Origin of the sequence: Pseudomonas sp. WS 5051 (assembly GCF_012985715.1) — a bacterium.
GTDB lineage: Bacteria > Pseudomonadota > Gammaproteobacteria > Pseudomonadales > Pseudomonadaceae > Aquipseudomonas > Aquipseudomonas bubulae.
Genome location: NZ_JAAQWV010000002.1, coordinates 223,308 through 248,910 on the forward strand (window position 1 = coordinate 223,308; position 25,603 = coordinate 248,910).

The 25,603-nt window shown below is 59.8% G+C and carries 22 protein-coding genes and 1 riboswitch; of the genes, 6 read left to right on the plus strand and 16 right to left on the minus strand.

The window, feature by feature from the left end:
* Nucleotides 1-78: 78 nt before the first annotated feature.
* On the minus strand, nt 79-738 hold the full coding sequence (locus HBN79_RS03370; RefSeq protein ID WP_095000252.1) for a hypothetical protein: 660 nt from the start codon (nt 736-738) through the stop codon (nt 79-81).
* A gap of 124 nt (nt 739-862) precedes the next feature.
* Here HBN79_RS03370 and HBN79_RS03375 point away from each other — a divergent pair, with 124 nt between their 5' ends.
* The 3 genes from HBN79_RS03375 to HBN79_RS03385 all read left to right on the plus strand — a co-directional run bounded on the left by HBN79_RS03375 (nt 863) and on the right by HBN79_RS03385 (nt 3,644).
* The gene (locus tag HBN79_RS03375) at nt 863-2,266 is read left to right on the plus strand and encodes an MFS transporter (RefSeq protein WP_169916284.1); all 1,404 of its coding nucleotides are present in this window, start codon (nt 863-865) and stop codon (nt 2,264-2,266) included.
* Nucleotides 2,267-2,544: 278 nt separating this feature from the next.
* Nucleotides 2,545-3,150: an SCO family protein gene (locus HBN79_RS03380; RefSeq protein WP_169916285.1), complete on the plus strand. Its 606-nt coding sequence runs from the start codon at nt 2,545-2,547 to the stop codon at nt 3,148-3,150.
* A 29-nt stretch (nt 3,151-3,179) separates the two neighbouring features.
* Nucleotides 3,180-3,644, plus strand: a complete 465-nt coding sequence (locus HBN79_RS03385) for a copper chaperone PCu(A)C (RefSeq protein WP_095000249.1) — start codon at nt 3,180-3,182, stop codon at nt 3,642-3,644.
* A gap of 61 nt (nt 3,645-3,705) precedes the next feature.
* Here HBN79_RS03385 and HBN79_RS03390 read toward each other — a convergent pair whose 3' ends face one another.
* The 8 genes from HBN79_RS03390 to HBN79_RS03425 all read right to left on the minus strand — a co-directional run bounded on the left by HBN79_RS03390 (nt 3,706) and on the right by HBN79_RS03425 (nt 12,007).
* Nucleotides 3,706-5,049: an OprD family porin gene (locus HBN79_RS03390; protein WP_169916287.1), complete on the minus strand. Its 1,344-nt coding sequence runs from the start codon at nt 5,047-5,049 to the stop codon at nt 3,706-3,708.
* Nucleotides 5,046-5,486 (minus strand): pseudoazurin, encoded by a 441-nt coding sequence (locus HBN79_RS03395; protein WP_095000247.1) that lies wholly within the window; start codon nt 5,484-5,486, stop codon nt 5,046-5,048. Before HBN79_RS03395 ends, HBN79_RS03390 begins: the two co-directional genes overlap by 4 nt.
* Nucleotides 5,487-5,508: 22 nt before the next feature.
* Nucleotides 5,509-6,270: an ABC transporter ATP-binding protein gene (locus HBN79_RS03400; RefSeq protein WP_095019938.1), complete on the minus strand. Its 762-nt coding sequence runs from the start codon at nt 6,268-6,270 to the stop codon at nt 5,509-5,511.
* Nucleotides 6,267-7,283 (minus strand): iron ABC transporter permease, encoded by a 1,017-nt coding sequence (locus HBN79_RS03405; RefSeq protein ID WP_095019937.1) that lies wholly within the window; start codon nt 7,281-7,283, stop codon nt 6,267-6,269. The genes HBN79_RS03400 and HBN79_RS03405 overlap by 4 nt, the downstream gene beginning before the upstream one ends.
* A complete protein-coding gene (locus HBN79_RS03410; RefSeq protein ID WP_095024681.1) occupies nt 7,280-8,293 on the minus strand; it encodes an ABC transporter substrate-binding protein in 1,014 nt (337 codons plus the stop codon). Before HBN79_RS03410 ends, HBN79_RS03405 begins: the two co-directional genes overlap by 4 nt.
* Before the next feature lie 115 nt (nt 8,294-8,408).
* Nucleotides 8,409-8,607: riboswitch (cobalamin riboswitch) on the minus strand.
* Nucleotides 8,608-8,640: 33 nt separating this feature from the next.
* The gene (locus tag HBN79_RS03415) at nt 8,641-9,798 is read right to left on the minus strand and encodes a DUF1624 domain-containing protein (protein WP_095019936.1); all 1,158 of its coding nucleotides are present in this window, start codon (nt 9,796-9,798) and stop codon (nt 8,641-8,643) included.
* Between the two features lie 102 nt (nt 9,799-9,900).
* On the minus strand, nt 9,901-11,199 hold the full coding sequence (locus HBN79_RS03420; RefSeq protein WP_095019175.1) for an MFS transporter: 1,299 nt from the start codon (nt 11,197-11,199) through the stop codon (nt 9,901-9,903).
* Nucleotides 11,200-11,233: 34 nt separating this feature from the next.
* The gene (locus HBN79_RS03425; RefSeq protein WP_095000241.1) at nt 11,234-12,007 is read right to left on the minus strand and encodes an SDR family NAD(P)-dependent oxidoreductase; all 774 of its coding nucleotides are present in this window, start codon (nt 12,005-12,007) and stop codon (nt 11,234-11,236) included.
* 182 nt (nt 12,008-12,189) lie between these two features.
* Here HBN79_RS03425 and HBN79_RS03430 point away from each other — a divergent pair, with 182 nt between their 5' ends.
* On the plus strand, nt 12,190-12,525 hold the full coding sequence (locus HBN79_RS03430) for an RcnB family protein (RefSeq protein WP_095000240.1): 336 nt from the start codon (nt 12,190-12,192) through the stop codon (nt 12,523-12,525).
* Between the two features lie 95 nt (nt 12,526-12,620).
* Here the strand turns inward: HBN79_RS03430 and HBN79_RS03435 are convergent, their stop codons facing one another.
* From HBN79_RS03435 to HBN79_RS03465, 7 genes are all read right to left on the minus strand, one after another.
* Nucleotides 12,621-13,124, minus strand: coding sequence for a PaaI family thioesterase (locus tag HBN79_RS03435; RefSeq protein WP_169916289.1), 504 nt, complete (start codon nt 13,122-13,124; stop codon nt 12,621-12,623).
* Nucleotides 13,125-13,201: 77 nt separating this feature from the next.
* A complete protein-coding gene (locus HBN79_RS03440) occupies nt 13,202-13,648 on the minus strand; it encodes a MaoC/PaaZ C-terminal domain-containing protein (protein WP_169916292.1) in 447 nt (148 codons plus the stop codon).
* Nucleotides 13,645-15,282 carry an AMP-binding protein gene (locus HBN79_RS03445; protein ID WP_095019213.1) on the minus strand — a complete coding sequence of 546 codons (1,638 nt, stop codon included), beginning with the start codon at nt 15,280-15,282 and terminating at the stop codon, nt 13,645-13,647. The genes HBN79_RS03440 and HBN79_RS03445 overlap by 4 nt, the downstream gene beginning before the upstream one ends.
* A gap of 29 nt (nt 15,283-15,311) precedes the next feature.
* Nucleotides 15,312-16,697: a GntP family permease gene (locus HBN79_RS03450; RefSeq protein ID WP_095000237.1), complete on the minus strand. Its 1,386-nt coding sequence runs from the start codon at nt 16,695-16,697 to the stop codon at nt 15,312-15,314.
* A 105-nt stretch (nt 16,698-16,802) separates the two neighbouring features.
* Nucleotides 16,803-19,862 (minus strand): efflux RND transporter permease subunit, encoded by a 3,060-nt coding sequence (locus tag HBN79_RS03455; protein WP_169916295.1) that lies wholly within the window; start codon nt 19,860-19,862, stop codon nt 16,803-16,805.
* A gap of 9 nt (nt 19,863-19,871) precedes the next feature.
* A complete protein-coding gene (locus tag HBN79_RS03460; protein WP_169916405.1) occupies nt 19,872-20,984 on the minus strand; it encodes an efflux RND transporter periplasmic adaptor subunit in 1,113 nt (370 codons plus the stop codon).
* An 89-nt stretch (nt 20,985-21,073) separates the two neighbouring features.
* Nucleotides 21,074-22,621, minus strand: a complete 1,548-nt coding sequence (locus tag HBN79_RS03465; RefSeq protein ID WP_169916297.1) for an efflux transporter outer membrane subunit — start codon at nt 22,619-22,621, stop codon at nt 21,074-21,076.
* 241 nt (nt 22,622-22,862) lie between these two features.
* Here HBN79_RS03465 and HBN79_RS03470 point away from each other — a divergent pair, with 241 nt between their 5' ends.
* Together HBN79_RS03470 and HBN79_RS03475 are read left to right on the plus strand one after the other, a co-directional pair.
* Nucleotides 22,863-24,299, plus strand: a complete 1,437-nt coding sequence (locus HBN79_RS03470) for a coniferyl aldehyde dehydrogenase (protein WP_169916299.1) — start codon at nt 22,863-22,865, stop codon at nt 24,297-24,299.
* Between the two features lie 112 nt (nt 24,300-24,411).
* Nucleotides 24,412-25,581: an acyl-CoA dehydrogenase family protein gene (locus tag HBN79_RS03475; protein WP_095019168.1), complete on the plus strand. Its 1,170-nt coding sequence runs from the start codon at nt 24,412-24,414 to the stop codon at nt 25,579-25,581.
* Nucleotides 25,582-25,603: the final 22 nt, after the last annotated feature.

The window sequence follows — 25,603 nt, forward strand, 5'->3', positions numbered from 1 at the left end:
TATCGACGTAAGTTATGGCCAGCACGTTAATCGGGAGGAAGTGGCGGAGAGGTGAAGCCTATGTGAAAAAAATGCGCGTCAAGCAGGGGTTACCCGATACACGCAACGGCGACTGCCTGTGATCATGTGTTCTGTTCGCTCAACCTGCCCCGAGTCCCCGATGGCCGCCTGGAACACTTGCAACTCTGCCCGGCAAAAGCCCTGGCATTGCTGCGCTGCAACACAGATCGGGCAGTGATTTTCGATGATCAGCCAGTTCTCGCCTTCAGCTTCCATGCTCGCCATATACCCGGCGCTGTCGCGTATGGCCACCAGCACCTGAACTTTCTCTTGCAGGTTTCGCCCTTGCTCACAGGCTGCAACGTATTCGCGGGTATTGGCCAGTTCCATGCTCTCGACCACTTTGTCGATCCCTTCATTGCCGTAGATCAGCTTGATTGAATCAATCAACTGCGCCGTGAGCTGCGCATGGGTATTGGGGAATCTGGCTTGAGCGGCATCGGTCAACACCCATTTTTGCGAAGGGCGCCCGGCCCCAACCGGCGGCATCAGGCAGCCAACGATCATGGCGCCGTCTACCAGCTTCTGGACCTGCTGGCGCGCAGCTTCCGGGGTGATATCGAGCATTGCCCCAAGATCCGCGGTTTTCAGCGGCCCGCGGGTTTTCAGCAGAAACAGGATCCGCTCGGCAGTGGCACCGTTGTTGCGTGCAGCATCAGGGGAGTCAGTCGCGAGCATAGAACAAAGCCATCAGGGTAATGAGGTTTATGGGGGGATCATACCGCCTGGAGGATAAATAATTACCAAAGCATTTGCTTTTATAATAGGCTGATTGCATCGAAATGGAACTCAAGGAAGGGAAATGACAACGGCATCGGGATGGTCGGCATTGCTATGGGGCCGCAACGGGCTGCGATCGGTGGCACTGGCAGGCGGAGTGGCGTTGCATGCCATCAACGTGTATCTGGTGACAACCATCTTGCCCTCGGTGGTCAAGGATATCGGCGGGCTGGATTACTACGCCTGGAACACCACACTGTTTGTGGTGGCCTCGATCATTGGCTCGGTAGTGTCGGCCAAATGCCTGTCGGCCCTTGGCCCCAGGCTCGCGTATAGCCTCGCCGGGCTGGTCTTTGCGCTGGGTTGCGGGGTGTGCAGCAGCGCCCCTGACATGGCCGTGCTGGTGTTGGGGCGCACCATTCAAGGCCTTGGCGGCGGACTGTTGTTTGCCCTGCCATATTCAATGATCCGACTGGTGTTCAACCAAACCCTGTGGCCAAGGGCAATGGCCCTGATTTCAGGAATGTGGGGCGCCGCGACCTTGATTGGCCCGGCCGTTGGCGGGGTGTTTGCGCAGTACGATGCCTGGCGTGCAGCATTCTGGGCGCTGATCCCGGTAACCCTGCTGTTTATGCTGCTGGCCTGGGCCATGCTGCCCGGGAAAAGAGTCGAGGCATCACCTCGTCTGGTCTTGCCCTGGCTGCAACTGTTGCTGTTGACTGGCGTGGTGATGGCGATTGCCCTGGGCAGCATCAAGCCATCGCCGCTGTATAACGCGCTTGGGCTGGTGATCGGGCTGGTACTGCTGTATGCCGTGTACCGTGTTGAAAGCAGCGACAGACACCGCATGTTGCCCAAGCACAGCCTGAGCCCTGGCAGTGCGCTGTTGCCGATCTATCTGTCGATGAGCCTGATGGTCATTGGCATGACCAGCGAAGTGTTTGTACCGTACTTCTTGCAGGTTTTGCATCTGCAAACCCCGCTGGTGGCGGGCTATATTGCAGCACTGATGGCGGCCGGCTGGACCCTTGGTGCGCTTTACAGCAGCGGCCTGGCGCTGGCATCTGCCAACCGGGCAATCTGCTGCGGCCCCGTATTTGTGGTGTCGGGGCTGGCACTGGCGGCTGTCTGTGTGCCGCAAAGCGGCAGTTCATTGATCAGCCTGACCGGCGTTTCCCTGGCAATGATCGGCGTCGGTACAGGGATCGGGCTGGCGTGGCCGCATCTGCTTACCCGAGTACTGGCTAATGTGCCTGACAGCGAAAAGGACATTGCCGGTGCGTCCATTACCACCGTGCAACTGATTGCCACGGCGATTGGCGCGGCACTGGCGGGGATGATTGCGAATATGGCCGGTTTATCCGCTCCGGGTGGCGTGGAGGGTGCCGCCAATGCTGCGGCCTGGCTCTTTGGCCTGTATGCCGTGTTGTCTGCGTTGCTGTTTATAACGGTGCGACAGGTGATTGCCCATAGTGCAAAGCGCTGAATCCGCCAGAAATCATGCCTGTGTCGATTTGTCGCAGGCGTTGCTGCATCCCCCGGTTTTACAGGCTGCTGGCGCTGTAGTGCACCATTGAGGGGCGTGACTGCCGTGCGACAGTCTAGCGACAGTGGTAAATTCTGCGCCCATGCAACACGTCTACCCCACAGCAATCGTGCGCGCCAAGCCGGTCACTCCTGGCATCGGGCAGCGTACACACCTGCCTGATAATACGCAGGTTAAAGGCCTTTTCCGTTGGAAAAGGCCGCTTAAAGGAACCTGACATGAATGATTTACTGACTCGCCGCCGCGTAGTCACCGGTCTTGGCTTGCTCAGCCTGGGCTTGATCGCAGGTTGCGACCCTGGCAGCGGCTTGTCATACAAGTACGGCAAAGACCTCAGCAATGAAATCCTCGGGCGCAAATTCAAGCTCAGGGATGCTCAAGGCATCGAGATGATGCTGGGCAGTTTTCGCGGGATGATGCCGATGATTTTCTTCGGCTTTACCCAGTGCCCGGCCGTGTGCCCGACCGCCCTGGCCCGTGCCGCCCAGGCGAAGAAAATGATGGGCCCCGACGGCGACCGCTTGCAGGTGGTGTTTATCACCCTGGACCCGGAGCGCGACAAGCCGGAGATGCTTGATGCCTATGTAAAAGCCTTTGACCCGAGCTTTATTGCCTTGTCCGGCACCCTGGAAGAAACCGCGGCTACGGCCAAGGAATTCAAGGTGTTTTACGAGAAGATCCCTACCGGTGACTCTTACACCCTGTCTCACACCGCAACCAGTTTCGTTTTCGATTCCCGTGGTGTGTTGCGTCTTGGCCTGTCGCCTTCACTGTCAGCCAAGCAGTGTGCCGAAGACCTGCTCACCGTGATGTCAGTCTGCTAATCCTGTGCACTTTGGAATGAGCCAACCCTATGAAGCCTGTTAAGTATCTACTGTTGTCACTGCTGGGCATGAGCCTGCACGTTTCTGCGCAAACCGTTGTTGATGATGCCTGGGTGCGCGCCACCGTGGCCGGTCAGCCTTCGACCGGTGCCTTTATGCACATTACTTCGAGCACCGACAGCAAGCTGGTTGAAGTCCGTTCTCCGGTAGCCAAGACCGTACAGATCCACGAATCGAAGATGCAAAACGACGTGATGAGCATGCAGCCAGTGACATCGGTAGCGCTACCGGCGGGCAAGAGCGTGGCTATCGAACCTGAGGGCTACCATGTGATGCTGATTGACCTGGTCAATCAGGTCAAAGCCGGTGACCAGGTACCTTTGACCCTTATTGTTGAAGACAGCAAAGGGGTCAAGGAACAGATTGAGGTGAAGGCCGAGGCGCGTGCACTTAATAGCATGCCGATGCACCACGATCATGGTTCGATGCACTGATTCGCAGTTAAACGCCGTAGCAGCAGCCTCGTTCCTTCGGCAACTGCTACGGTTGGTTTACCTAAAACCGGCCCGTCAGCGGGTATTCGACCGCCAGGCGTATCTGGTCCGCATCCAGTTCGGCCTGTGCGGTATTGCCGCGATGGACATTATGTCGCAATGACATGATGGTGCCCTTGGCTGCACCGCTCTGCACCACATAGCGCGCTTCGAGATCCCGTTCCCAGTGCTTCCCGCCTTTGCCATAGCCCAGGTACGCATAGCCGCCCCGCGGATCCACATGGCTGCCGTCAATCTGGCTACCTCGCACATACGCTGCGCTGAACACCAGCCCCGGCATACCCCAGGGTGTCATCGCCAGGTCGTAACGCGCTTGCCATGATTGTTCGTTGGGTGCGTTGAAGTCAGATAGCTGGACCGCATTGGTCAGGAAAATCGCGCCCCGTGTCACATAATCAAATGGCGTGTTGCCATGCACTTTCTGATAGCCCACGCTGAAACTGTGCGGGCCCTGGGCATAGGTGCTCAGCAAACTCCAGGTGGTGTTATCGATATTGCCCGACAGCGCCTTGCCTTCATCGGTTGTGCGGTACAGGTTGAGGTTCAGCGACAGCGAGCGGTTTTCATCCAGCGCGTGGCTGAAGACGGCGCCCAGGTAATGCTGGTTCCAGGTGTCTTCGTAGCGCGAGGTGTAAAGGCTGGCGCTGAGGTTTTTGCTCGGGGTATACACCAGCCCGGCCAGGTCGAATGCATTGCCTTTGGGGCCATTGGAATAATTGACCACAAAGCCTTGATTGTGGCTGCTGGCATTGCGGTCGGTGCTTTCGGTGAAATGCCCACCGACCATTTTAAGGGCATTGAACTCGTTGCTGGTGAGGAACACCCCCGTGGCCGTTTCCGGCAGCAAGCGGCTGTCGGATGAGCTGAACACCGGGGTCTTGACCCGCTGCTCGCCCCAGGACAGCACCGTGTTTGACATACGCAGATTGAGCGCCGCGCCACCCCGGCCGTAGTTGTCCTTGGGGTAGCCGTCGTTGTCCAGCCCAAGCAGGCGGGCCTTGCCGGCGCGACCGCCGCCACTGTCCAGCTTGAGGCCCATATAGGCGTGGGCATCCACCCCGACACCGATCAGGCCCTGGGTAAAGCCTGATTGCAGGGTGCCCATCAAGCCGTAGGCCCACTCTTCGGCATAGCCATTGCGATCGGAGCGCGATTTATAGGCATTGCGTGCGCCGCTGTTGCTGGCTCCGTGGCGATACTCACGGCTGTCGTAGACCGTACGGTTGACCACACTCCAGGTGCTGTCTTCAATAAAGCCCTTGGCTTGCTCCTGGGCCGACTCCGCCACGGCCAGGGGGCTGGCGAGGGCGATCAGGATCGCGGAGCGCGTACCCACGGCACTCATTTCGCCACCTGCTGCTGTTGCAGTGCAGCAGTCAAACGGTCCAGTGCGCGTTTGGGTAACGTGGCGGGCAGCACCGGGGGCTCGGCAGAAGGTTCGCCTACCTGAATCAGCATGACCATGCCCATGGCCAGGTGCGGGGTGCATTGAATGCCGTAGAGGCCGGGCACGCTGAAGGTTTGCTCTACCTCCTGGTTGATCTTGCCCTTGAACGGTTGCGCACCTTCAGGCAGCAGTCCGGGCAGTGTGGCCGCATTGTGGCCGCTTTGTGTGGGGATGAACCTGACCGTGTCGCCGGGGGCGATCTGCAGGTAATCCGGTTCATAGACCATACCGGCCGTGGCACTGCGGGTGAGCATTTTCACTTCGTGGGTTTGTGCCAGTGCCGAAGTACAGAGCAGGGCAGTGGTCAGCAGCAGGGTCAGGGATGAAATACGCATGGGTGGCTCTCTTAAATAGCATTCAAACGCACATACGCAGGATCTGCGCGCCGTCAAAAGGGTCAGTCAGGTAATGCGCCTGTACCCCGAATGTGCTCTGCAGCCGTTGCGGGGTCAGGACTTCAAGGGGTTTACCAAGCGCCATCAAACGGCCACGTTCAAGAATCGCCAGGCGATCACAGCTCAGGGCCTGATTGAGGTCGTGCATGGCGATCAGGGTGGTCACGGGCAGGGCATGTATGGTTTTTAATATGGCCAGCTGATGCTGGATATCCAGATGATTGGCGGGCTCATCCAGCAACAGGATTTGCGGGCGCTGGGCCAGGGCCCGGGCGATATGCACGCGTTGTCGCTCACCACCCGAGAGCCCGCGCCAGGTACGGTTGCGCAGATGCGTAGCATCCACATCGGCCAGTGCCTGCTCGACAATGGCCGTGTCCCTGGCTGACCACGGGCTTAGTGCCGACAGCCAGGGTGTACGGCCCAGCGCGACGGCATCAAAAACGCCAATGCTGTCGTGGGTGTCGGCATGCTGCTCGACCACCGCCAGGGTTTGCGCAATGTTGCGCTGGCTCATTTTGCGCAGCGCTTGCCCGTGCAGTAAAACCTGGCCCTGGCCGGGCACCCGCAGGTTGGCCAGCAGCTTGAGCAATGTGGACTTGCCGGAGCCGTTGGGCCCGACTATCCCCAGGGTTTCGCCGCGCTGCACACTGAGGGTGATGCCCTGCAACAGCTGGGCATCACCCACGCGGTAACTCAGGTTGCTACAACTCAGTACCGTCATCGTGCATGTCTCCGGCCGATCAGGATCAGCGCAAATACGGGCGCGCCCACCAGGGCAGTGACCACGCCGACGGGAATCACCTGGCCTTTTATCAAGGTGCGTGACAGCACATCGGCGGCAATCAGGAACAAGGCCCCGCCCAGGGCGCTGACGGGCAGCAGGCGGCCATGCCCGGTACCGGCCAGCAAGCGCACGGCGTGGGGAATGACCAGCCCGACAAAACCGATGGAGCCTACAATCGACACCATCACCGCCGTCACCAGCGCCGCACAACTGATCAGCAATAGCTGCACCCGGCGCACCGGGATACCCAATGAGGCCGCTGAGTCCGCACCAAAGGTGAATGCATCCAGCGCCCGTCGATGCCACAGGCACACCGCCAGCCCCAGCACCGCTACAGGCACTGCCAGCCATACCGAAGGCCAGCGCACGCCACTGAGATTGCCCAGCAACCAGAACATGATCCCGCGAGCCTGCTCGGAACTGGCCGATTTGGTGATCAGGAAGGCAGTGATTGCGTTGAACAACTGAGAACCGGCAATGCCTGCCAGGATAATCTGGGCACTTACACCGGAGGGCCCGCTGGCCCGTGCCAGCAGAATAACCAGGGCAAAGGCGCAAATTGCCCCGGCAAAGGCCCCGGCCGACAGTGAAATGGCCCCGGCGCCCAGGCCAAGCACCGCGACCACAACGGCACCTGTGGACGCCCCGGCAGAAATGCCCAGCAGGTAGGGGTCGGCCAGCGGGTTGCGCAGCAAGGACTGCAATACCACGCCGCAGATGGCCAGCCCCGCACCGCAGGCCGCGGCCACCAGAGCTCGGGTCAGGCGATAGTTCCAGACAATGCCTTCGTCGATCGGGTCCAGTGCATGCCCGGCGCCCCACAGTTTGTTGGCCAGTACCTGCAGCACCACATCGGGTGCGATCGGAGTTTCACCGATAGCGACCCCGGCGAGTACAGCCAGCAGCAGTGCTGTACAGGCGGCGAAGGCAGTGATCAACCGTGCAGTCATTTAGGCAGGTCGTGGCGGCTGATCGCAGTTGCGAGTGTTTCGATGCCGTCGAACAGGCGCAGGCTGGCCTGCATCCCGTGGGCATCGAGGACAATGATGCGGTTGTTTTTCACGGCATCCATATTGCGGGTTACCGGGTCGGTACGCAGGAATTCAAGTTTTTTCTCGACGTCATCCGCCGGGAAGCGTCGGCGATCCATGCGCGCGATGACCAAAAATGTCGGGTTGGCCTTGGCCAGGGTTTCCCAGCCGACAGTTGGCCATTCTTCATCGGACTCCACCACATTGCGCACGCCCAGGGTGTTGAGCATAAAGTCGGGGATACCCTTGCGCCCGGCAACATATGGGTCGATATCCATGTCCGCACTGGAGAACCAGAACAGCGCACTGGTGGCGCTCAGGTCCTTGCCCTTGAGCGAGGCAATGGATTTTTCCAGGCTCGCCTTGAGCTGGTTGTTCAGTTGTTCACCGCGCGCCTGCACATCGAAGATCTCTGCCAGCTGGCTGATGCTCTTGTAGACAGTGTCGATACTGAATGGCTGCATGCGCGTGCCGTCGGCGCCAACCAGGTTGTCTTTGCCCTCGCAGTCAGAAGGCATCAGGTAAGTCGGTATCTTCAGTTCGTGAAACTGCTCGCGGGTGCCCACCACACCCTGCGGCCCCACCATCCACTCCAGCTGCACGACCACCAGCTCCGGGCGTTTCCCAATGACGGCTTCAAAGCTCGGGTCATTGTCGGCCAGGCGCTCAACCTTGTCGTTCTGTGCCTGGTATTGCACGGGGACATCGTTGAACCACAAAGAAGTACCCACCAGCCTGTCACCAAGGCCCAGGGCATAGAGCATTTCGGTGCCGGCCTGGCCAATGGTTACCGCGCTTTTGGGGGCATGCTCAAACGTCAGCGGGGTGGCGCAGTTCTGCAGGGTCAGGGGGTATTGCGTGGGGGTCGCATGAGCCAGGGCCGGCAAGGCCAGCGTGACCATGAGCGTAACAACGCGGTGCAACAGCATGATGCAATCTCCATTTGATCGTACACGGGGCATAGGTGCACGGACGGGAATGCATCATCGGGTACTGCTGCAGCAACAGTACAAAGCAGGATGCCTCCCCGGACACCCCGCCGGTTAGTGTGTGGACTTTGCCGGCAGGTCTCCTGACTGATGGGTCATCGCTTGCTCCAGCCTTCCCGGGGGGTATCCCAGTGGCAATCTTGGAGCAGGCTCGTCATCTACAGTTGCGGGGGCAGTTCCGTTGGGTGCTGTAAAAGCACTGCGGATTCCCTTTTAACCCCCCGCTAGGGGGGACCGGCGGCGAGATGATAATCGATCCTGTTGGGCAAAGGGGGGCGCCGTCAGAATCAGAAATACTTGAGCCAGGTGATATCCCGCCGGCGGGCTTTCAAGTTGGCGAACCAGCGCACCGGCAAATACAACGAAATGGCCAGCAGCACGGCCGTTAACCAGACCGCCCCGATACTGTCGAAACCGAAATAGTTGCCCTGATTCAAGCCAAACAGGGCAACACTGGCCAGGTACAGTACTTTGAGTGCATACAGATGCAACAGATAGAAAAACATCGGGGCTGCGCCAAACACGGCCAGGGTGCTGATCCACTTGCGTTGTTGTGCCCGCTCAAACGTCAGCAACAGCAACAGGCCCACACCCAGGGTCAAGGCGAGAAACAACAGCGAAGGCGGGTATTTAGTGATATTGAAAAAACTCATCACGCTGTGCATGGCGGAGTCATGGCTTGCCCAGGGGGCTTCGCCATAGCCATTGAACAAACGCAGCAGCATAAAGCCGAGCAGGGCGCCACTGCCCGCCAGCAACAGATAGCGCTGGCGCAAGGCTGGTGGGGTGGAGCGGGTGAACCAGGGGCCCAGGCAATAACCCAGAGCAATCACGCCGATCCACGGCAACACCGGATAGGACGTGCGCATGCGTAAGCTGTCGCCCACTTCAATCCAGCCGCGATCATGCAAAATCGCCCAGGGCACATGCATCATCGACCCCGCCGCAAAATGCAGGTTATCCAGCAGATTGTGTCCGGCGATGATTCCCAGGCCAAGTATCAGCAAAACCGGGCGTGGCAGCCACACCAGGGCGGCAAGGGCGATCATGCTGACGCCAATGGCCCAGATGACCTGCATGTAGATCACCGACGGCGGCAACTGGAAAGTCCAGGCGAAGTTGACCAGAGTGAACTCCAGCAGCACCAGAAACAGCCCGCGCTTGAACAGGAACGCCGAAACATCGCGTTTGCCCTGATACTTTTCGCCATACAGATACGCCGACAGGCCGGTCAGCAAGACAAATACCGGCGCACACAGATGGGCCAGGGTACGGCTGAAGAACAGTGCAGGGTCGGTGATCTCGATATTCATCGGGTCGGCTACTTGCCGGTGCAGGAAGAATGTCTCGCGCACGTGGTCCAGCAGCATAAAGAGGATAACCAGGCCCCGCAGGGCATCGATGGACAGCAGGCGCTGATTCAAGGGGGGAGTAGGGAGGGTCATTGAAGGGTCGCTGGCAAGGGAATGTTATAAAGTACTGATACTGTATAACATTCCCTGTTTCGCTGTCACCCCTTTGAGAAACACTCTCAAAGCTGGATATGTCTAGCGCAGCACTTTCACCCAGGCCATCAGCAATGCCGAAGACAGCACCCCGGCCGTCATAAAGATATACGCCGCCCCCGGATTGCCGGTAAGGCCGATCAGGTAGCCCACGATCCAGGAGCCGACAAAGGCCCCCAGGGCGCCACAGGCATTGATCAGGCCAATGGCTCCGCCGAACACGTTCGAAGGAATAATCTCCGGTATCAGTGCGAAAAAAGGCCCATAAGGTGCGTAAAGTGCAGCACCGGCAATAGTCAGCAAAGCAAACGACAACCAGAAATGTGAAGACCCGAGCAGGAACGAGCAGAAGAAGGCCAGCGCCCCCAGGGCCAGCAGCGGCCAGATGAAGGGTTTGCGCTGCTGGGTTTTGTCCGAAGCCCAGGACACAGCCAGCATCGTCGCTACCGCTGCGACATAAGGAACTGCGCTTAGCCAGCCAACTGTCACGATGTCCGCCGCCGCTGCCTGTTTGATAATGCTCGGCAGCCACATGATAAAACCGTACACGCCAATGCTCCACAGCGCATGCACACAGCACAACTGGATCACCACAGGGCTGGTAAACGCCTGACGGTAATTGCGCACTTGTTGCATGCCTTTCTGTTCATCAGCCAGGGTCGCCGCCAGTCGGGCTTTTTCCTGTGGCGTCAACCAGTTCACCTGTTCAGGCCTGTCTCGCGCCATGCGCCACCAGACGAAGGCCCAGAGCACCGCTGGCGCGCCTTCAATGATGAACATTTCGCGCCAGCCCCAGGCCTGGATCAGGTAGCCGGACAGTACCGACATCCACAATACGGTCACCGGGTTGCCCAGCACCAGGAAGGTATTGGCCCGCGAGCGCTCTTTGCGGGTGAACCAGTTGCTGATGAAAATCAGCATGGCCGGCATCACGGCCGCTTCGACAATGCCCAGGGAAACCCGAATAAACATCAGCATCGGGATATTGGTCACCAACCCCGTGGCCATGGCGCAAAAGCCCCACAGGATCAGGCTCCAGAACACCAGTTTGCGCACGCTGTACTTCTGCGCGTAGATCGCCCCCGGTACCTGGAAGAAAAAGTAACCGAGAAAAAACAGCGCACCGATCAGCGAGGACATGCCCTTGGTGATGCCCAGGTCCTGCTCGATGCCCGCCGCACTGGCAAAGCCGTAGTTGGCCCGGTCCAGGTAGGCCAGGCTGTAAGTAATGAATATCAGCGGGATCAGATACAGCCAGCGTTTGGTCGCGAAGCCCTGGGTCTTGACCTGCGCACTGCCGATCTCGCTCAAGGGCAGTGCTGGTTCTTTAAGCGTGCTCATGGGGTGTTCCTTGTTATTGTTTTTCAGGTGCGGGTCAAACAACGCTGGTCAGGCCCCCGTCCACAAACAGGGTTTGCCCGTTGATAAAGTCCGAAGCCGGCGAAGCCAGGAACACCGCGGCTCCGCACAGCTCATCAACCCGGCCCCAGCGGCCAGCCGGGGTGCGCTTGCACAGCCACTCGGAAAACTCCTGGTTATCGACCAGGGCGCGATTCATTTCGGTGGCAAAATAGCCCGGGGCCAGGCCATTGGCCTGGATGCCATGCCGTGCCCACTCGGCGCACATGCCTTTGGTGAGCATCTTCACTGCGCCTTTGGAGGCGGCATAAGGGGCGATGGTCGGGCGTGCCAGCTGGCTTTGCACCGAGCAGATATTGATGATCTTGCCGCGACCGCGGGCGATCATGTGCCGCGCAACAGCTTGGGAAACATGGAACACACCGTCCAGGTTGGTGCGCATCACGTCGTGCCAGTCGCTGGCGCTGAAGTCCTCCAGTGGCGCACGACGCTGGATGCCGGCGTTGTTGACCAGAATATCGATGGCCCCGACATCGCTCTCAAAGGTGTTGATCGCGGCTAGCAATTGCTCGCGGTCGGTCACATCGAAGGCCACGGATTCAGCCTTCAGCCCTTCGTCGCGCAGTTGAGCGGCCACGGCACGAGATTTATCGATATTGCGAGTGTTGATCACCACCGTTGCGCCAGCTGCGCCCAGGCCGCGGGCCAGTTCAAGCCCGATACCCTGGCCTGATCCGGTGATCAGGGCCCGACGTCCCTCAAGCTTGAAGCTGTTGATATTGAATGACATGCTGTTCTCCACAAATGGCCGTTTATTATTTTCAGCGGCCTTGTGGTTACTTCACCTCAAGCTATAAGTGCAGTCCAATCGTCATTGCTGATCTCGTGATCAATATTCTTGATTAAGATATTGGAACGTACTGCAGTGAGGGCTTGTCCATAAAGCCTGTACTCCCATACGTTGAGGTGAACATGCGCAGCTTGATTTCTGCATCAATAATGGCCGGTCTTTTGTGCGCCATGCCTTACGCAGCACAGGCTGATGACGACAAACCCGGGGACTGCAAGCCGGGGCAGATACTGGCTGAGTCCATGGACCTGAGCAGTTGCTATGGCAACGGCGACAAGGCGCCTGATCAATTCATCCGGGACGCGGAGGCGATCAAGGACTGGCACGCCCGGGGCCTGCCAAAACCTGATGAACATGAACAGTGGGTGCAAATCAGCGGCCACTATGTGCTGGTCAATCGCGTCAATGCGGTGATCAAGGAGATCCGCACCAAAGACGCCAGAGTCCTGAGTAAATAACGGCTGGATCCCGGACCAGTCAGCTCCCACCGATTGCGCTGCTGGCAATCAGGGTGGGAGCGAGCTTGCTCGCGATGATGTCACGCCGATCAGCTTTAACCCGCAGCGCGGCCATGGGCTGCCGTGGCCAGTTGCCCGGTGTCGACCCGTACGAAAATCGAATCGCCCACCGCCGTCAGCACATCCCCGGCATAGACCTCGCATATAATCCGCGTTTTACGCCCCACGTCGCCTTCCACCCGGGCCCGCAAGGTCAGCGGCACGCCCATGGGCGTCGGTTTGATAAATTTGATTCCCAGGTTGCCCGTGACGCAATTGATCCGCGGCAGGCTGGCCGCATCGCGCTGCTCCATGCGGTAGTGATAAGCCATGGCCGTCCAGTTCGAATGGCAGTCCACCAGCATGGCGATCATGCCGCCGTATACCAGTTCGGGCCAACCGCAATATTTGGGGTCCGGCAGGTGTTCGGCAATCACATGCACACCGTCTGCGTGCCAGTAACTCTTGATATGCAAGCCGTGAGGGTTGTGGCTGCCGCAGCCATAACAGACTCCATCGGGGGCGGCGCTGTCTTGCAGAGAGGTCGTTAGCCGGGACATATCATATTCATCCTCAAGGACCCGCCGACTTGTCGTGGCGGGCAATGTTCACAGCCAGCCGGGCTGTTGGAAAAGGTCTAAACCGGCGTCCGATTGCTGAGCAAAATCTTGCCGCTGGCCTCGGCAATCTGCTCGCCGCGCTGGTTGCTGCAATAGCCGTTGAGTACGGCAATACCGCCATTGCTGCGGGGTTTGTCGAGGGTTTCGGTAATGGTCCATTCGACACTCAGGGTGTCGCCTGCAAACACCGGAGCGATAAACCGGCAGTTATGCTCAAGGTAGGCCACGGCGGTGCCGTAGAAGTACATGCCGATGGAAGCAGACATGAAGGCGCTGGTCATTGGCCCATGCAGGATCGGTCGACCGAAACGGCTGCTGGCACAAAATTGGGCATCGCTGTGCAACGGTTTGAAGTCACCAAACATGCCGCAGGCACGGCTGATGTGTGACGCATCGATGGTCAGCGACTGGCCAAACGTTTCGCCCCGGGTAATTTCGTCGAAAGCCTTTCCTAGAAAATTCATGCTTGCAGCTCCATCGCAGTACGTTGTTCTTCCAGTTCGCGCAGGGCCTTGCGAATGATTTTGCCCGTCGTGGTCATGGGCAGTTCGTCGAGGAATTCAATTTCACGGGGGTACTCATGGGCCGCCAGTTGTGCGCGAACATGCGCCTGCAGCTCGCGTATGGTGTTGTTGCTGGCGGCGTAGCCGTGGTTGAGGACGACAAACGCCTTGACCACCTCGGTACGAATCGGATCTTTCTTGCCGATAGCCGCCGCCATTTTCACCGCCGGATGCTTGATCAGGCAGTCTTCGATGGGGGTCGGTCCGATGCGATAGCCTGCGCTGGTGATGACGTCATCGTTGCGTCCAAGGAAGAAGATATAGCCATCCTCATCCATCGAGCCCTTGTCGCCCGTCACCAGCCAGCCGTTGAGGTATTTCTCGGCAGTGGCCTGGCTGTTTTCCCAATAGCGCAGCATCTGGCTGCCGTTGGGCGTGGCCACGGCAATATGCCCTGAACCACCTGTGGGCACGGGCACGCCATAGTCGTCGACGATGGCCACGTCAAACCCCTCGACCGCGCGGCCAATGGCATGGGGGCGGTAGATCCCCTGGCTGGCGCAGGAGGACACCACCAGATTGCATTCGGTCTGGCCATAAAATTCATTGATGCGCACGCCCAGCGCCTGGTCGCCCCAGGCCAACAGTTCATCACCCAGTGACTCGCCACCACTGGCAACCGACCGCAGCGCGAGATGCCAGCGCTGTTGCGGGTTTTCGACAGGGCGTAACAGCTTGAGGGCGGTGGGCGGGAAGAAGACATTTTTAATCTGCAATGCTTCAATCAGGGCAAATACGTCTTCAGGTACAAACTTGTCAGCGCGGTGGGCCACCACCGGCACGCCGTGATACCAGGCAGGTAGCAGCACATCGAGCAACCCGCCAATCCATGCCCAGTCTGCCGGGGTCCACATCCGGTCACCGGGCTGGGGGAAGTCGTCGTGTGAACTGCGCACGCCGGGCAAATGCCCGAGCAACACGCGATGGGCATGCAAAGCGCCTTTAGGATGGCCGGTGGTGCCGGAGGTGTAGATGATCAGTGCCGGATCCTCGGCCGCCGTATCGAGGGTCTCGAACTGGTCACTGTGGCACTGCAGTTGCTCATGGTAATCAAGCACGTCATTACGATGCGCGGGTGCATCGATAACGTAGCACAGATGCAAGTGGGCAAGGCCGGCACGAATTCCGTCGATCTTCTGCAGGCCGCTGGCGTCGGTGATCAGCGCACGCATTGAACAGTTCGAAGCGCGATGTTCGATGGCGTCCGCACCGAACAGCTTGAACAGCGGAACCGCAATGGCGCCCAGCTTGTACAGCGCGATATGAGCGGTGCCGGCCTCCAGGCCTTGAGGGAGCATGATCCCGACCCTGTCACCTGCGTTGATACCTTGTGTGCGCAAACTGTTGGCCAGGCGGTTGGCCTGTTGTTGCAAGGCCAAAAAGCTGTGGTATTGAACCGTGCCATCGGCATTTTTCTGGATGATCGCAATGCGTTCGGGGTCGTCAGCCCAGCGGTCACAGCAAGCCCGGGCAATATTGAAACGCTGCGAAGCATCCCGTTGCGGGTCGCTGGGAGAGAGAGGTGCCGTGTTCATGGTCGAGTCCTTGTTGTTATGCGCCATGGTCAGAAGCTGCCGAACGTTGAACCCAGCACCATGACCACCAGCAAGGCGGTCATGGGCACAACGGTCGTCATCATGAAAATTTGCGGGTAGGACTGGCGGTGCGTAAGGTTACAAATTGCCAGTAAGGTGATCACCGCGCCCGAGTGGGGCAGGGTGTCCAGGCCGCCGGCAGCAATGGTAGCGACCCGGTGAAACAGGTCGGGGCTGATGCCCGCGGCTTCGATCATGCGCAGATAGTCCGCGCCCAGGGTGCGGAAGGCGATGCTCAGGCCTCCGGACGAGGAGCCGGTAATGCCTGCCAGCACGTTCATGCTGAGCACGGCCGAAATCAGCGGATGCTCCGGCGAGACATTGAGGATGGTGTCCTTGATCAGCGCAAATCCGGCCATACCGGCGATCACCGCGCCATAGGCCACTTCCGAAGCTGTGTTGAAGATCGGCAGCAGGGCGCCGATGGTGCCCTTGTTGAGGGTGACCGTCAGGTTGTCCCAGCGGCGCCAGTTGAGCAGGATCACAAATACGATTGCGCACATCAGGGCCAACAGCACGGACCACAGCCCTATGACGCTCACCGGGTCGATATTGCCAAAGCGCTCTTCACGCAAAACGCTGAGGTCCAGGGCAGGCAGGATCCAGTAGCTGAACGCCGCGTTCAGGCCGATCACCACGATTATCGGCAGCAGGGCTACGAGCAGTCCGGGTTTTTTTATGCTGGCATTCGACGCTATTTCGTCGTCATGGGGGCCGTAGCCTTCACCCTTGGCCATTGCCTTGCGGGCTCGCGATTGCAGCATCCAGCTGCCCATCCACAGCATGACGATCGACGCGATGATGCCCAGGCCCGGGGCGGCGAAGGTGGTGGTGCCCAGGTAAGCCGTGGGAATCGAGTTCTGTATCGACGGTGCGCCAGGCAGCGCGGTCATGGTGAAGGTAAAGGCCCCCAGCGCAATGGCCGCTGGCATATAGCGTTTTGGCGTGCCGGACTCACGAAAAATTGCCGCCCCGATCGGGTATACGGCAAAGGCCACCACAAACAGCGATACGCCACCGTAGGTCAACAGCGCACAGGCCAGCACTACGGTGAGAATTGCATGGCGATGGCCGAGTTTGCGCATAAACCAGTCAGCGATGGTATGCGCTGCTCCGGAGTCGGCGACCAGCTTGCCGAACAGGGCACCGAGTATGAACAGGGGGAAAAACTTGATCACATAGAGCCCCAGCTCCTTCATGAACAGCTGGGTAAAGGTGGGCATGATATCTGCGGCTGCCCCGCTGAGAAGAACGGCCAGCGCGGCCATCAACGGCGCCAGGATCAAAACCGTCACGCCCCGGTAGGCGAAAAACATCAACAACAGAAGGGATATCAGTATCGCCATCGTGCTCATGGGTGGCTCTCTTATAATTATTGTTTTGGCTTGTTTTTGTGCTTACGTTTACGTTTGCGTCAACCTAGAGCACGTATGCGACCCTGTCAACCTTGCCCCCTGTATTCATCCGCCGCGCGGATCTGTCGAGGGTCGTGCAGCCTGGAGGTGATGGCTGGAACCGATAAACATATACATCGCCGGCACCATGAACAGCGTCAGCAGGGTGCCGATAGACAGCCCGGCGAAGATCACCAGCCCCATGTCATGGCGCCCTGCAGCCCCGGCACCGGAAGCCCAGACCAGCGGCACCACGCCCAGTACCATCGCGGCCGTGGTCATCAGGATCGGCCGCAGACGCACGCCGGCGGCTTCCTCAATGGCCTCACGCTTGCTGCGGCCTGCGCGTTGCAGTTCATTGGCAAATTGCACGATCAGGATCCCGTGCTTGGTGATCAGCCCCAGCAGCGTCACCAGGCCCACCTGGGTGTACACATTGATCGAAGCAAAGCCCATGGTAATAAAGGCCAGCGCACCAAACAGTGCCGGCGGCACCGAGAACAGAATGACCACCGGATCGCGGAAGCTTTCGAACTGGAAGGCCAGGGCCAGGTAGACGATTAATATCGAGAACAGCAGCAAGCCGACAAAGCCGCCGGACTCTTGCATGAACTGACGCGACTCGCCGGAAAAGTCCGAGGTGTAACCCGAGGGCGCAATGTCGCTCAGGATAGTGTTGAGCCTGGCCAGCAACTCGCCCTGGGCCACACCGCTGACGCCCGAGAGGGTCGCCGAGTTCAACTGCTGGAAGTGATTGATCGACTCGGGTTGTGTCGAGGTCTCGATATGCGCCACCGTGCGCGCCGGGATCATCACACCGGCGGGCGTACGGATGTAGTAATCGAGAATCTGCTCGGGGTTGAGCCGGTCAACCTGCAGTACTTGCGGGATGACTTTGTATGAGCGCCCGGCGGTCGAGAAGTAATTGACGTAGTTGCCACCCAATGCAGCTGACAGGGCTGCGCCGACATCTGCCTGGGTCATGCCCAGTGCGGCAATTTTTTCCCGGTCGACCACCAGTCTGGCCTGCGGTTTGTCCAGTTTCAGGTCCATGTCGGCAAACCAGAACAGCTGTTGCTTCTGGGCTTCGGCCATCACGGCCTGAGCCACTTCATTGAGGTTTTCTACCGAGTCGGTGGTGGTGATCACAAACTGCACCGGCAATCCCTGGGCGCCCGGTAACGAAGGCAATGGGAAGGCAGCGACGGTGGCCCCCGGCACCTGATTCCATTTTTGCTGAAGATCGAAGATCAGCTCGGCCTGGGAGCGTGTGCGCTCGCTCCAGGGCTTGAGCAAGACCCCGCCCAGGCCCTGATTGAGGGCGGGCAGCCCGGTCAGCTGGAACATCTGCGCGTATTCAGGCTCCTTGCTGGCGATCTGAAACGCCTGGTCGGCAATGCGCTCCATCTGTTGCGGTGCAGCTGTCGGCGGGCCTTTGATCATCATGAACACCAGCCCTTGGTCTTCGGTCGGTGACAGTTCGCTTTTGGCGGTCATGCCACTGGCGGCGACCAGTACAAACAGGACAAAGCCAAAGGTCACCAGCACCGGCCAGATATCCAGACCGGCTGACAAAACGCGATGGTAACGCCCGCGCAGCCAGTCAAAACACTGATCGAGCCGGCGCGCGAAGCGACCTTCATCCTGCCCGGGTTGCAATAGCCGGGAGGTCATCATCGGTGACAGCGTCAAGGCCACCACTGCCGATACGGTTACCGCACCGGCCAGGGAAAAACAGAACTCCTTGAACAGTGCCCCCGTCAAGCCGCTGCGCAGCCCGATCGGCACATAGGCGGCAATCAGCACCACCGTCATCGCGATGATCGGGCCGCCCAGTTCACGCGCCGCCATCAACGCGGCTTCAAATACACCTTTGCCTTGCTCCTTGATATGCCGGTCGACGTTTTCCACCACGATAATCGCGTCGTCCACCACCAGACCAATGGCCAGAACCAATGCAAGCAAGGTCAGCAGGTTTATCGAGTAACCCAGCAGGTACATGACAAAGAAGGTGCCGACCAGCGACAGCGGTATCGCCACCAGTGGCACTATCACCGCGCGGAATGAGCCGAGGAACAGGTAGATGACCACCGACACTATGACCATTGCTTCCACCAGGGTCTTGACCACCTCGACAATCGAAGTATTGATGAACGCTGTGGAGTCATAAACGATTTCGCCGCGCACGCCTGCAGGCAATTGCGCTTGCAGTTCGGGGAAGGCGTCGCGCACGCTGCTGGCAACGCTGAGGATATTGGCATTGGGCGCGGCTTTGATACCGACAAACACCGAACGTTTGCCGGAAAACGCCACGCTGCTGTCGTAGCTTTCTGCACCCAGGGTCACAGTGGCGACATCTTCCAGGTACACCAGGGCATCGTCGTTGTTCTTGATCACCAGCCGCTTGAATTCATCCACCGTGTGCAAGTCGGTTCCGGCCGTCAGGTCTACCGTGACCATTTGCCCGCGGGTTGAACCCACGGCAGACAGGTAGTTGTTGTTGGCCAGCGCCGCGACTACGTCCTGGGCGGTGACGTTATGGGCCGCCAGTTTGCCCGGGTCCAGCCAGGCACGCAGGGCGAACTGGCGCCCACCGAGGATTTCTGCGGTTTGCACGCCCTGGATCGAGTCGAGCTTGGGTTTGACCACCCGCACCAGATAATCGGTGATGTTATTGGTGGGCAGGGTGTCGCTGTAGAACCCCAGGTACATGGCATCCGTGGTTTGCCCCACCGCAACCGACAGCACCGGCTCCTGGGCCTGGGCCGGTAGCTGGTTCTTGACCGAGTTGACCTGGGTGTTGATCTCGGTCAGGGCCTTGCTGGCGTCGAAGTTCAGCCGCAGCGTGGCGGTAATGGTCGAGACCCCGGTAATACTCGACGAAGACAGATAATCGATGCCCTGGGCCTGGGCGATCGCCGACTCCAGTGGCTGGGTGATAAACCCGGCAACTGTGGCTGCATCGGCGCCGTAGTAGGCGGTGGTAATAGTGACCACCGCATTTTCGGTTCGCGGCCATTGGTTGACCGGCAATTCGAAGATCGAACGTAGCCCCAGGATCAGGATAAACAGCGAAACCACTACGGCCCAGACCGGGCGCTGGATAAAGGTATCGGTGAGCTTCATGGGTCACCTTTAATGTTCTTGAGGCGTTGGCGCCGCATCGTTGAGCGGCGCAGCACTGTTGTCGATCTGCACCGGCGAGCCATTTTTGAGTTTCATCTGACCACTGGTGATCAACAGGTCGCCTTCCTTCACACCGGACAGGATGGCGACCTGATCGCCACGGGTCGGTCCGGTCTTGATAAAGGTCTGTTGCGCCGTGAGAACGTCTTCACCCTTGTCGTTCTTGCTCGACAGCGCGATAAAAACGGTGGTGCCGTAGGGGTTATAGGTGACGGCTGTCTGTGGCACGGTCAGGTAGCGCAGCACCGCCCCCGAGTCGACAACTGCGCGGGCAAACATGCCGGGCACCAGGTTTTTCCCGGGGTTGGCAACGCTGGCTTCGACCGTGACGTTACGCGTGGTCGGGTCGAAGCGGGTGTCTATGGTGCTGACGCGCCCCGTGAATGTCTGGTTGGAGAGGCCGTCGGCGGTCACCGATACTTTTTGGCCGACAGCAATGGCTTCCAGTTGGGTCTGGGGCACGTTGAAGTCGATATAGATGGGGTCGAAGGTTTGCAACGTGGCGATTTTGTCACCGGGGTTGAGGTATTGCCCGGGGTTGACAGCAGTAATGCCTATACGCCCGGCAAAGGGCGCACGAATGGTTTTTTGCGCCACCAGCGCCCGCTGCTGTTCTGCGGCGGCCAGTTTGGCTTTGAGGTCTGCGTTGTCGGTGTCCACTTGCGCCTGGGACACGGCGTTGACCGCCAGTTGTGCGCGGTCACGCTTGAGGACGATGGCGGCCAGGTCCGCCGTGGCTTCCAGCGAATGGAGCAGGGCGATGTCCGAATCAGCATTCAATTGAACCAGCAGCGCCTGTGCTGCCACTTCCTGGCCCGGTGTAAAACCGATGCTGCGCACAATGCCACCCGCTTCGGTGGTCACATCGACCCCGCGCACGGCTTTTATCGAGCCCACGGCGGTCACCGTCGGCTGCCAGTCGTCGAACGGTACTTGCATGGCGGTGACGACGGCGGCGGGCAAGGGCTGCTTTGCCTGGGCAATCATGGCTGAGATCTGCGCGAACTTGACCCCGGCAATGATCGCGACAATCACCAGCACTACCCCGATCATGATAAGCATCGGCCGCCACAGCCTGCGCCTTGCAGTGGGTTGCGCGAGTGAGTCGTTGTTGACGTCAGCCATGGTTGTTCTCGCTGTTTCAATGGTATTCAGTCGAGCCGCGTGGGTTTGGCGGGCGCGGTCTTGTTGTGACTCGGCATGAGTTCTTGCCAGGTCGGCAAGCCGAATCGGTCAGGGCGGCCCTGGGGGTCAGGGTCGCTGCGGTTCCACCAGCCGCCGCCCAGAGCCTGAAACAGCGCTGCGGTATCGCTGTAGCGCACGGCCTGGGCCTGGACCCGGGTGAGCACGGTATTCTGGTAGGTTTGCTGCGCCGTGAGCAGGTTGATATAAGCCACCGCGCCCAGGCGGTACTGCGCCTGCACCAGGGCAAGGCTGGCCTGGGCGGACTGCTCCGCAGCCACTTGCTGCTTGAGCGCCTCGGCATCGGCCTCCAGCGCCCTGAGCGCGTTGGCCACATCCTGGAATGCGGCAAGCACCGTACCGCGGTACTGCGCCGCCGACTGGTCATACGCCGCAACCGCCGCCCGTTTTCGGTGTTCAAGCGCACCGGCATCGAACAGCGGTTGGGCAATTGCCCCGGCCAGGCTCCATACACCCGAGCCTGCGGAAAACAGCGTGCTGCCGCTGGCTACCGTGGAACCCAATGAACCGGTAATGCTGAACTGTGGCAACTGATTGGCCACCGCCACGCCAATATTGGCACTGGCCTCATGCAGTTGCGCCTGAGCGGAGCGCACATCCGGACGCTTTTCGACGATTGCCGAGGGCAGACTCACTGGCAATTCTTGCGGCAGATGCAGGGACGCCAGGTTGAAACGCTCGCCCTTGTCCTGATTGGGGAACCTGCCCAGGTAGGCCATCAACTGGTTCCGGGTTTGCGCCAACTGCTTTTGCAAGGGCGCCAGAGTAGCGCGGGTTTGCGCCAGGGCAGTTTGCTGGGTCAATACATCGGTATCGGCAATGGCACCGAGGCGCCGCTGCGCCTGCAGCAGGTCGAGCTGGTCGCTCTGTAGCTGGATGATTTGCCCGGTCGCCGCAATCTGATCGCGCAGGGACGCCAGGCTGACGGCGGTATTGACCACATTGGTGGATAGCGTGAGGTAGGTGGCCTCAAGCTGAAAACGCTGGTACTCGGCTTGCGCCGTGGACGACTCGATCTGCCGGCGCGTACCGCCGAAGACATCCGGCGCATAGGACACGCTCAGTGACGCGGAGCTGAGTGTGAGAATCGGCGACGACGCCGTACCGGATGTGGTCCCGGAGACTTTCTGGCGGGTTTTCGACAAATTGCCGTTCAGGACGGGAAACAAGGAAGCCTGATCGACATACACCTGCTCATTGGCCTGGCGCAATGCTGCTTGCGCGGCGCTGATATCCGGGTTGGCGCGCAAGGCCTCTTCCACCAGGGCGTTCAATTCCGGCGAGCGGAACAGTGTCCACCATTGCCCGGGTATATCCATGCCGGCAATCAGGCGTTGCGCAGCGCCGCCAGCGTCGATATCGGCCCGGGCGGTGGTCGTGAGGTTGTGCGTGGAGTAACCGGCATCCGCAGCAACTTCGGGACGAACAAAATCAGGCCCCAGGGTACAACCTGCGAGGGCAATGAACAGCAGACTCAGCGGCAAGCACCGTTGCATCCGACAGCCCTCCTGAAAGGGCAGGTAGTGACGGGATTCAAGTCACGTTGGCAGTTGGACTGAACGTTAATCCAAGCGCGGGACAACCGCAACCAGAGGAAACCTTCGCCCTTGGCGGGGTGTACAGGTTACGGGGCCACTCTGACTTACTCGTCCACTTGGACGAGGCGCTTGCACGCAGGATCGGGCTAGCTTTCGATCAGGGTGTTGTGCGGGCCCTTGTTCAGTTGAGGAGGCATCAATGAGTTGTGCAATTTCTTGCGCTGATGGTCTGGCAGCCCTGTTGCTTGAGCAGAAAGCCGCGTTCAACGCTCAGGGCGCAGTCAGCGCTGCGCAGCGCCGGGCGCGAATCCAGCGGGTAATCGACATACTGGTGGACCACCACCTGGCGCTGGCCGAGGCGATGGATGCCGACTTTGGCGGTCGCCCCCGGGGGTTCTCATTGATGAACGATGTGCTGGGGGCACTGGGCTCGCTCAAGCACGCCCGGGACCACCTCGAAAGCTGGATGCAGGATGAACCGCGACAGGTCTTCAGCCCCTATGATCAGCTCGGTGCCCAGGCATGGGTGATGTACCAGCCCAAGGGCACCGTGGGCATTCTGGGGACCTGGAACGCGCCGCTGTACACACTGCTCAGCCCGCTGGCTTCGGCGCTGGCGGCAGGTAACCGGGCGATCCTCAAGCCCTCGGAGGTGGTACCGCGCACTGCCGCGCTGGTTGCCAGGCTGTTTGCCGAACTGTTCGACCCGCTGGAAGTGGGGGTGGTCACCGGCGGCGCCGACCTGGCCCAGGCTTTTACTGCGCAACCCTTTGATCACCTGGTGTTTACCGGCAGTACCGCCGTGGCCCGCTCGGTGATGGGTAATGCAGCGCAAAATCTGGTGCCGGTGACACTGGAACTGGGCGGTAAATCGCCAGTGATCGTTGCCCGCAGCGCGGATCTCGCCACGGCGGCCTTTCGCATTGCTCTGTCCAAGACCACCAACAGCGGTCAGGTCTGCATCAACCCGGACCTGGTCTACGTTGCCCGTGAGCAGCTTGAGGCGTTTATCAATGCCTTTGCTGGCGCTTACCGCGGGTTCATCCCCGAGGTAAGCGACAACCCGGATGTAGTTGCCGTGGTCAACCCACAACATCTGGCCCGGGTGGAAAATCTGGTTGACCAGGCCCGTCAGGCCGGTGCCCGGGTGATAAGCCTGCCCTATGCGCAAGCGGTCGATATGCAAAACCGTCGGCGTCCGTTGCAACTGGTTATCGACCCGCCTCAAGACAGCCTGATCAAGCACGAAGAGATCTTCGGCCCGGCCATGGTCGTGCTGCCCTACGACGAGGTCGACCAGGTGATTGCGCATATCAATGACCGGCCACGGCCACTGGCCCTCTACTACTTTGGCAACGATGCCCTTGAACAGCGTCATGTGCTGGAGCACACCCTGTCCGGTGGCGTCACCCTCAATGACGTGATGATGCATGCCGCCCTGCATGATGCTCCGTTCGGCGGTATCGGCGGCTCGGGCATGGGCCATTACCACGGCCGTGAAGGGTTCCTTGAATTCAGCCACCTGCGCACCGTACTCAAGGCACCCGACCACGATCCGCGCGGCGAATGGGGCTTGCTGCCGCCTTATAGCGAGCATTTCGAGGCGGCAATGCTGGCGCAGATCACTCGGGATTGATCCTGGCAGACGGTTGTTTTGTTCGTCCATACAGACGAAGCGGCGGGGCGCAGACAGCCTTAGAGTGAGCCGCACACAAGCACGTTTTCTAACAGTCTGGAGGCGCGTCCCCATGTTTGTCGATCTCACCCCTGAACAGCATGCATTGCGACTCAAGGTCCGGGACTATTTCCAGAACCTGATGACTCCCGAGCTGCGCCAGCAGATGCGCGGTACCGAAGGTGGCGAGCTGTTTCGCCGCACCATCGCGCAAATCGGTCGCGATGGCTGGCTGGCGGTAGGCTGGCCCAAGGCCTATGGCGGGCAGGGTTATGGCCCTACCGAGCAATTGATTTTCTTTGAAGAAGCCAATATCGCCGGTGCGCCACTGCCATTCGTGACCATCAGTACCGTTGGCCCGGCGCTGATGGCCCACGGCTCGGCGTTGCAAAAGGATAAATTCCTGCCAGGGATCGCCGCCGGGGACATCAACTTCGCCATCGGTTACTCCGAAGCCAGTGCTGGCAGCGATCTGGCGGTACTGAAAACCACCGCCCGTGAAGATGCCGACGGTTTTGTGGTCAATGGCAGCAAGCTCTGGACCTCGGGCGCCGATGCGGCCGACTTCATCTGGCTGGCGGCCCGTACCGACCCCGAGCAGGCGCGTCACAAGGGCATTTCGATCCTGATTCTCGACACCCTTGCCCAAGGGTTTTCCAGCACCCTGATCCCGACCTCCGGCAATCCTACGGCGGCCACCTATTACGACAATGTGCGGGTGCCACGCAACATGCTGGTGGGTGAGCTGCATGGCGGCTGGAAACTGATTACGGCGCAGCTCAACCACGAACGCCTGGGCCTGGGGGCCTGGTCCGACAAAGTGGTCAGCCTGTTCAACCGCGTCTATCTGTGGGCACGTTGCGCCGATGAGCAGGGCCACCGCGCCACCGATGTGGCCTGGGTCAAGCGCGATCTGGCCGAGTGTTATGCCCGGCTTGAAGCGATGCGCCTGATCAATTTCCGGATTGCCGCCGACCTTGAACGCGACCGTGTGGACGTCGCACTGGCCTCGACCACCAAGGTCTACGGCTCGGAGTCGGCGATCGAGATCCTGCGCAAGCTGTCAGCCATCCTGGGTGCCAGTGGCCTGACCCGGGCCGGTTCGGCAGCGGCTTATCTGCTTGGCGAGCTGGAATATGAGGTGCGGGCATCGGTCAACCTGACCTTTGGCGGTGGCACCAATGAGATCCAGCGCGAGCTGATTGCCCAGTTCGGCCTGGGCATGCCGCGCACACAACGCTGAGTTACGCAGTGGCCCCAATATC

Excerpts from the sequence above, each read along its gene's own strand:
- HBN79_RS03465 (WP_169916297.1), bottom strand. The coding sequence starts at position 22,621 with ATGCAACGGTGCTTGCCGCTGAGTCTGCTGTTCATTGCCCTCGCAGGT.
- HBN79_RS03455 (WP_169916295.1), bottom strand. The coding sequence starts at position 19,862 with ATGAAGCTCACCGATACCTTTATCCAGCGCCCGGTCTGGGCCGTAGTG.
- HBN79_RS03420 (WP_095019175.1), bottom strand. The coding sequence starts at position 11,199 with ATGAGCACGCTTAAAGAACCAGCACTGCCCTTGAGCGAGATCGGCAGT.
- HBN79_RS03400 (WP_095019938.1), bottom strand. The coding sequence starts at position 6,270 with ATGACGGTACTGAGTTGTAGCAACCTGAGTTACCGCGTGGGTGATGCC.
- HBN79_RS03415 (WP_095019936.1), bottom strand. The coding sequence starts at position 9,798 with ATGACCCTCCCTACTCCCCCCTTGAATCAGCGCCTGCTGTCCATCGAT.
- HBN79_RS03450 (WP_095000237.1), bottom strand. The coding sequence starts at position 16,697 with ATGAGCACGATGGCGATACTGATATCCCTTCTGTTGTTGATGTTTTTC.
- HBN79_RS03395 (WP_095000247.1), bottom strand. The coding sequence starts at position 5,486 with ATGCGTATTTCATCCCTGACCCTGCTGCTGACCACTGCCCTGCTCTGT.
- HBN79_RS03470 (WP_169916299.1), top strand. The coding sequence starts at position 22,863 with ATGAGTTGTGCAATTTCTTGCGCTGATGGTCTGGCAGCCCTGTTGCTT.
- HBN79_RS03425 (WP_095000241.1), bottom strand. The coding sequence starts at position 12,007 with ATGTCATTCAATATCAACAGCTTCAAGCTTGAGGGACGTCGGGCCCTG.
- HBN79_RS03440 (WP_169916292.1), bottom strand. The coding sequence starts at position 13,648 with ATGAATTTTCTAGGAAAGGCTTTCGACGAAATTACCCGGGGCGAAACG.
- HBN79_RS03410 (WP_095024681.1), bottom strand. The coding sequence starts at position 8,293 with ATGCTGTTGCACCGCGTTGTTACGCTCATGGTCACGCTGGCCTTGCCG.
- HBN79_RS03445 (WP_095019213.1), bottom strand. The coding sequence starts at position 15,282 with ATGAACACGGCACCTCTCTCTCCCAGCGACCCGCAACGGGATGCTTCG.
- HBN79_RS03435 (WP_169916289.1), bottom strand. The coding sequence starts at position 13,124 with ATGTCCCGGCTAACGACCTCTCTGCAAGACAGCGCCGCCCCCGATGGA.
- HBN79_RS03375 (WP_169916284.1), top strand. The coding sequence starts at position 863 with ATGACAACGGCATCGGGATGGTCGGCATTGCTATGGGGCCGCAACGGG.
- HBN79_RS03390 (WP_169916287.1), bottom strand. The coding sequence starts at position 5,049 with ATGAGTGCCGTGGGTACGCGCTCCGCGATCCTGATCGCCCTCGCCAGC.
- HBN79_RS03380 (WP_169916285.1), top strand. The coding sequence starts at position 2,545 with ATGAATGATTTACTGACTCGCCGCCGCGTAGTCACCGGTCTTGGCTTG.
- HBN79_RS03370 (WP_095000252.1), bottom strand. The coding sequence starts at position 738 with ATGCTCGCGACTGACTCCCCTGATGCTGCACGCAACAACGGTGCCACT.
- HBN79_RS03405 (WP_095019937.1), bottom strand. The coding sequence starts at position 7,283 with ATGACTGCACGGTTGATCACTGCCTTCGCCGCCTGTACAGCACTGCTG.
- HBN79_RS03385 (WP_095000249.1), top strand. The coding sequence starts at position 3,180 with ATGAAGCCTGTTAAGTATCTACTGTTGTCACTGCTGGGCATGAGCCTG.
- HBN79_RS03460 (WP_169916405.1), bottom strand. The coding sequence starts at position 20,984 with ATGCTTATCATGATCGGGGTAGTGCTGGTGATTGTCGCGATCATTGCC.
- HBN79_RS03475 (WP_095019168.1), top strand. The coding sequence starts at position 24,412 with ATGTTTGTCGATCTCACCCCTGAACAGCATGCATTGCGACTCAAGGTC.
- HBN79_RS03430 (WP_095000240.1), top strand. The coding sequence starts at position 12,190 with ATGCGCAGCTTGATTTCTGCATCAATAATGGCCGGTCTTTTGTGCGCC.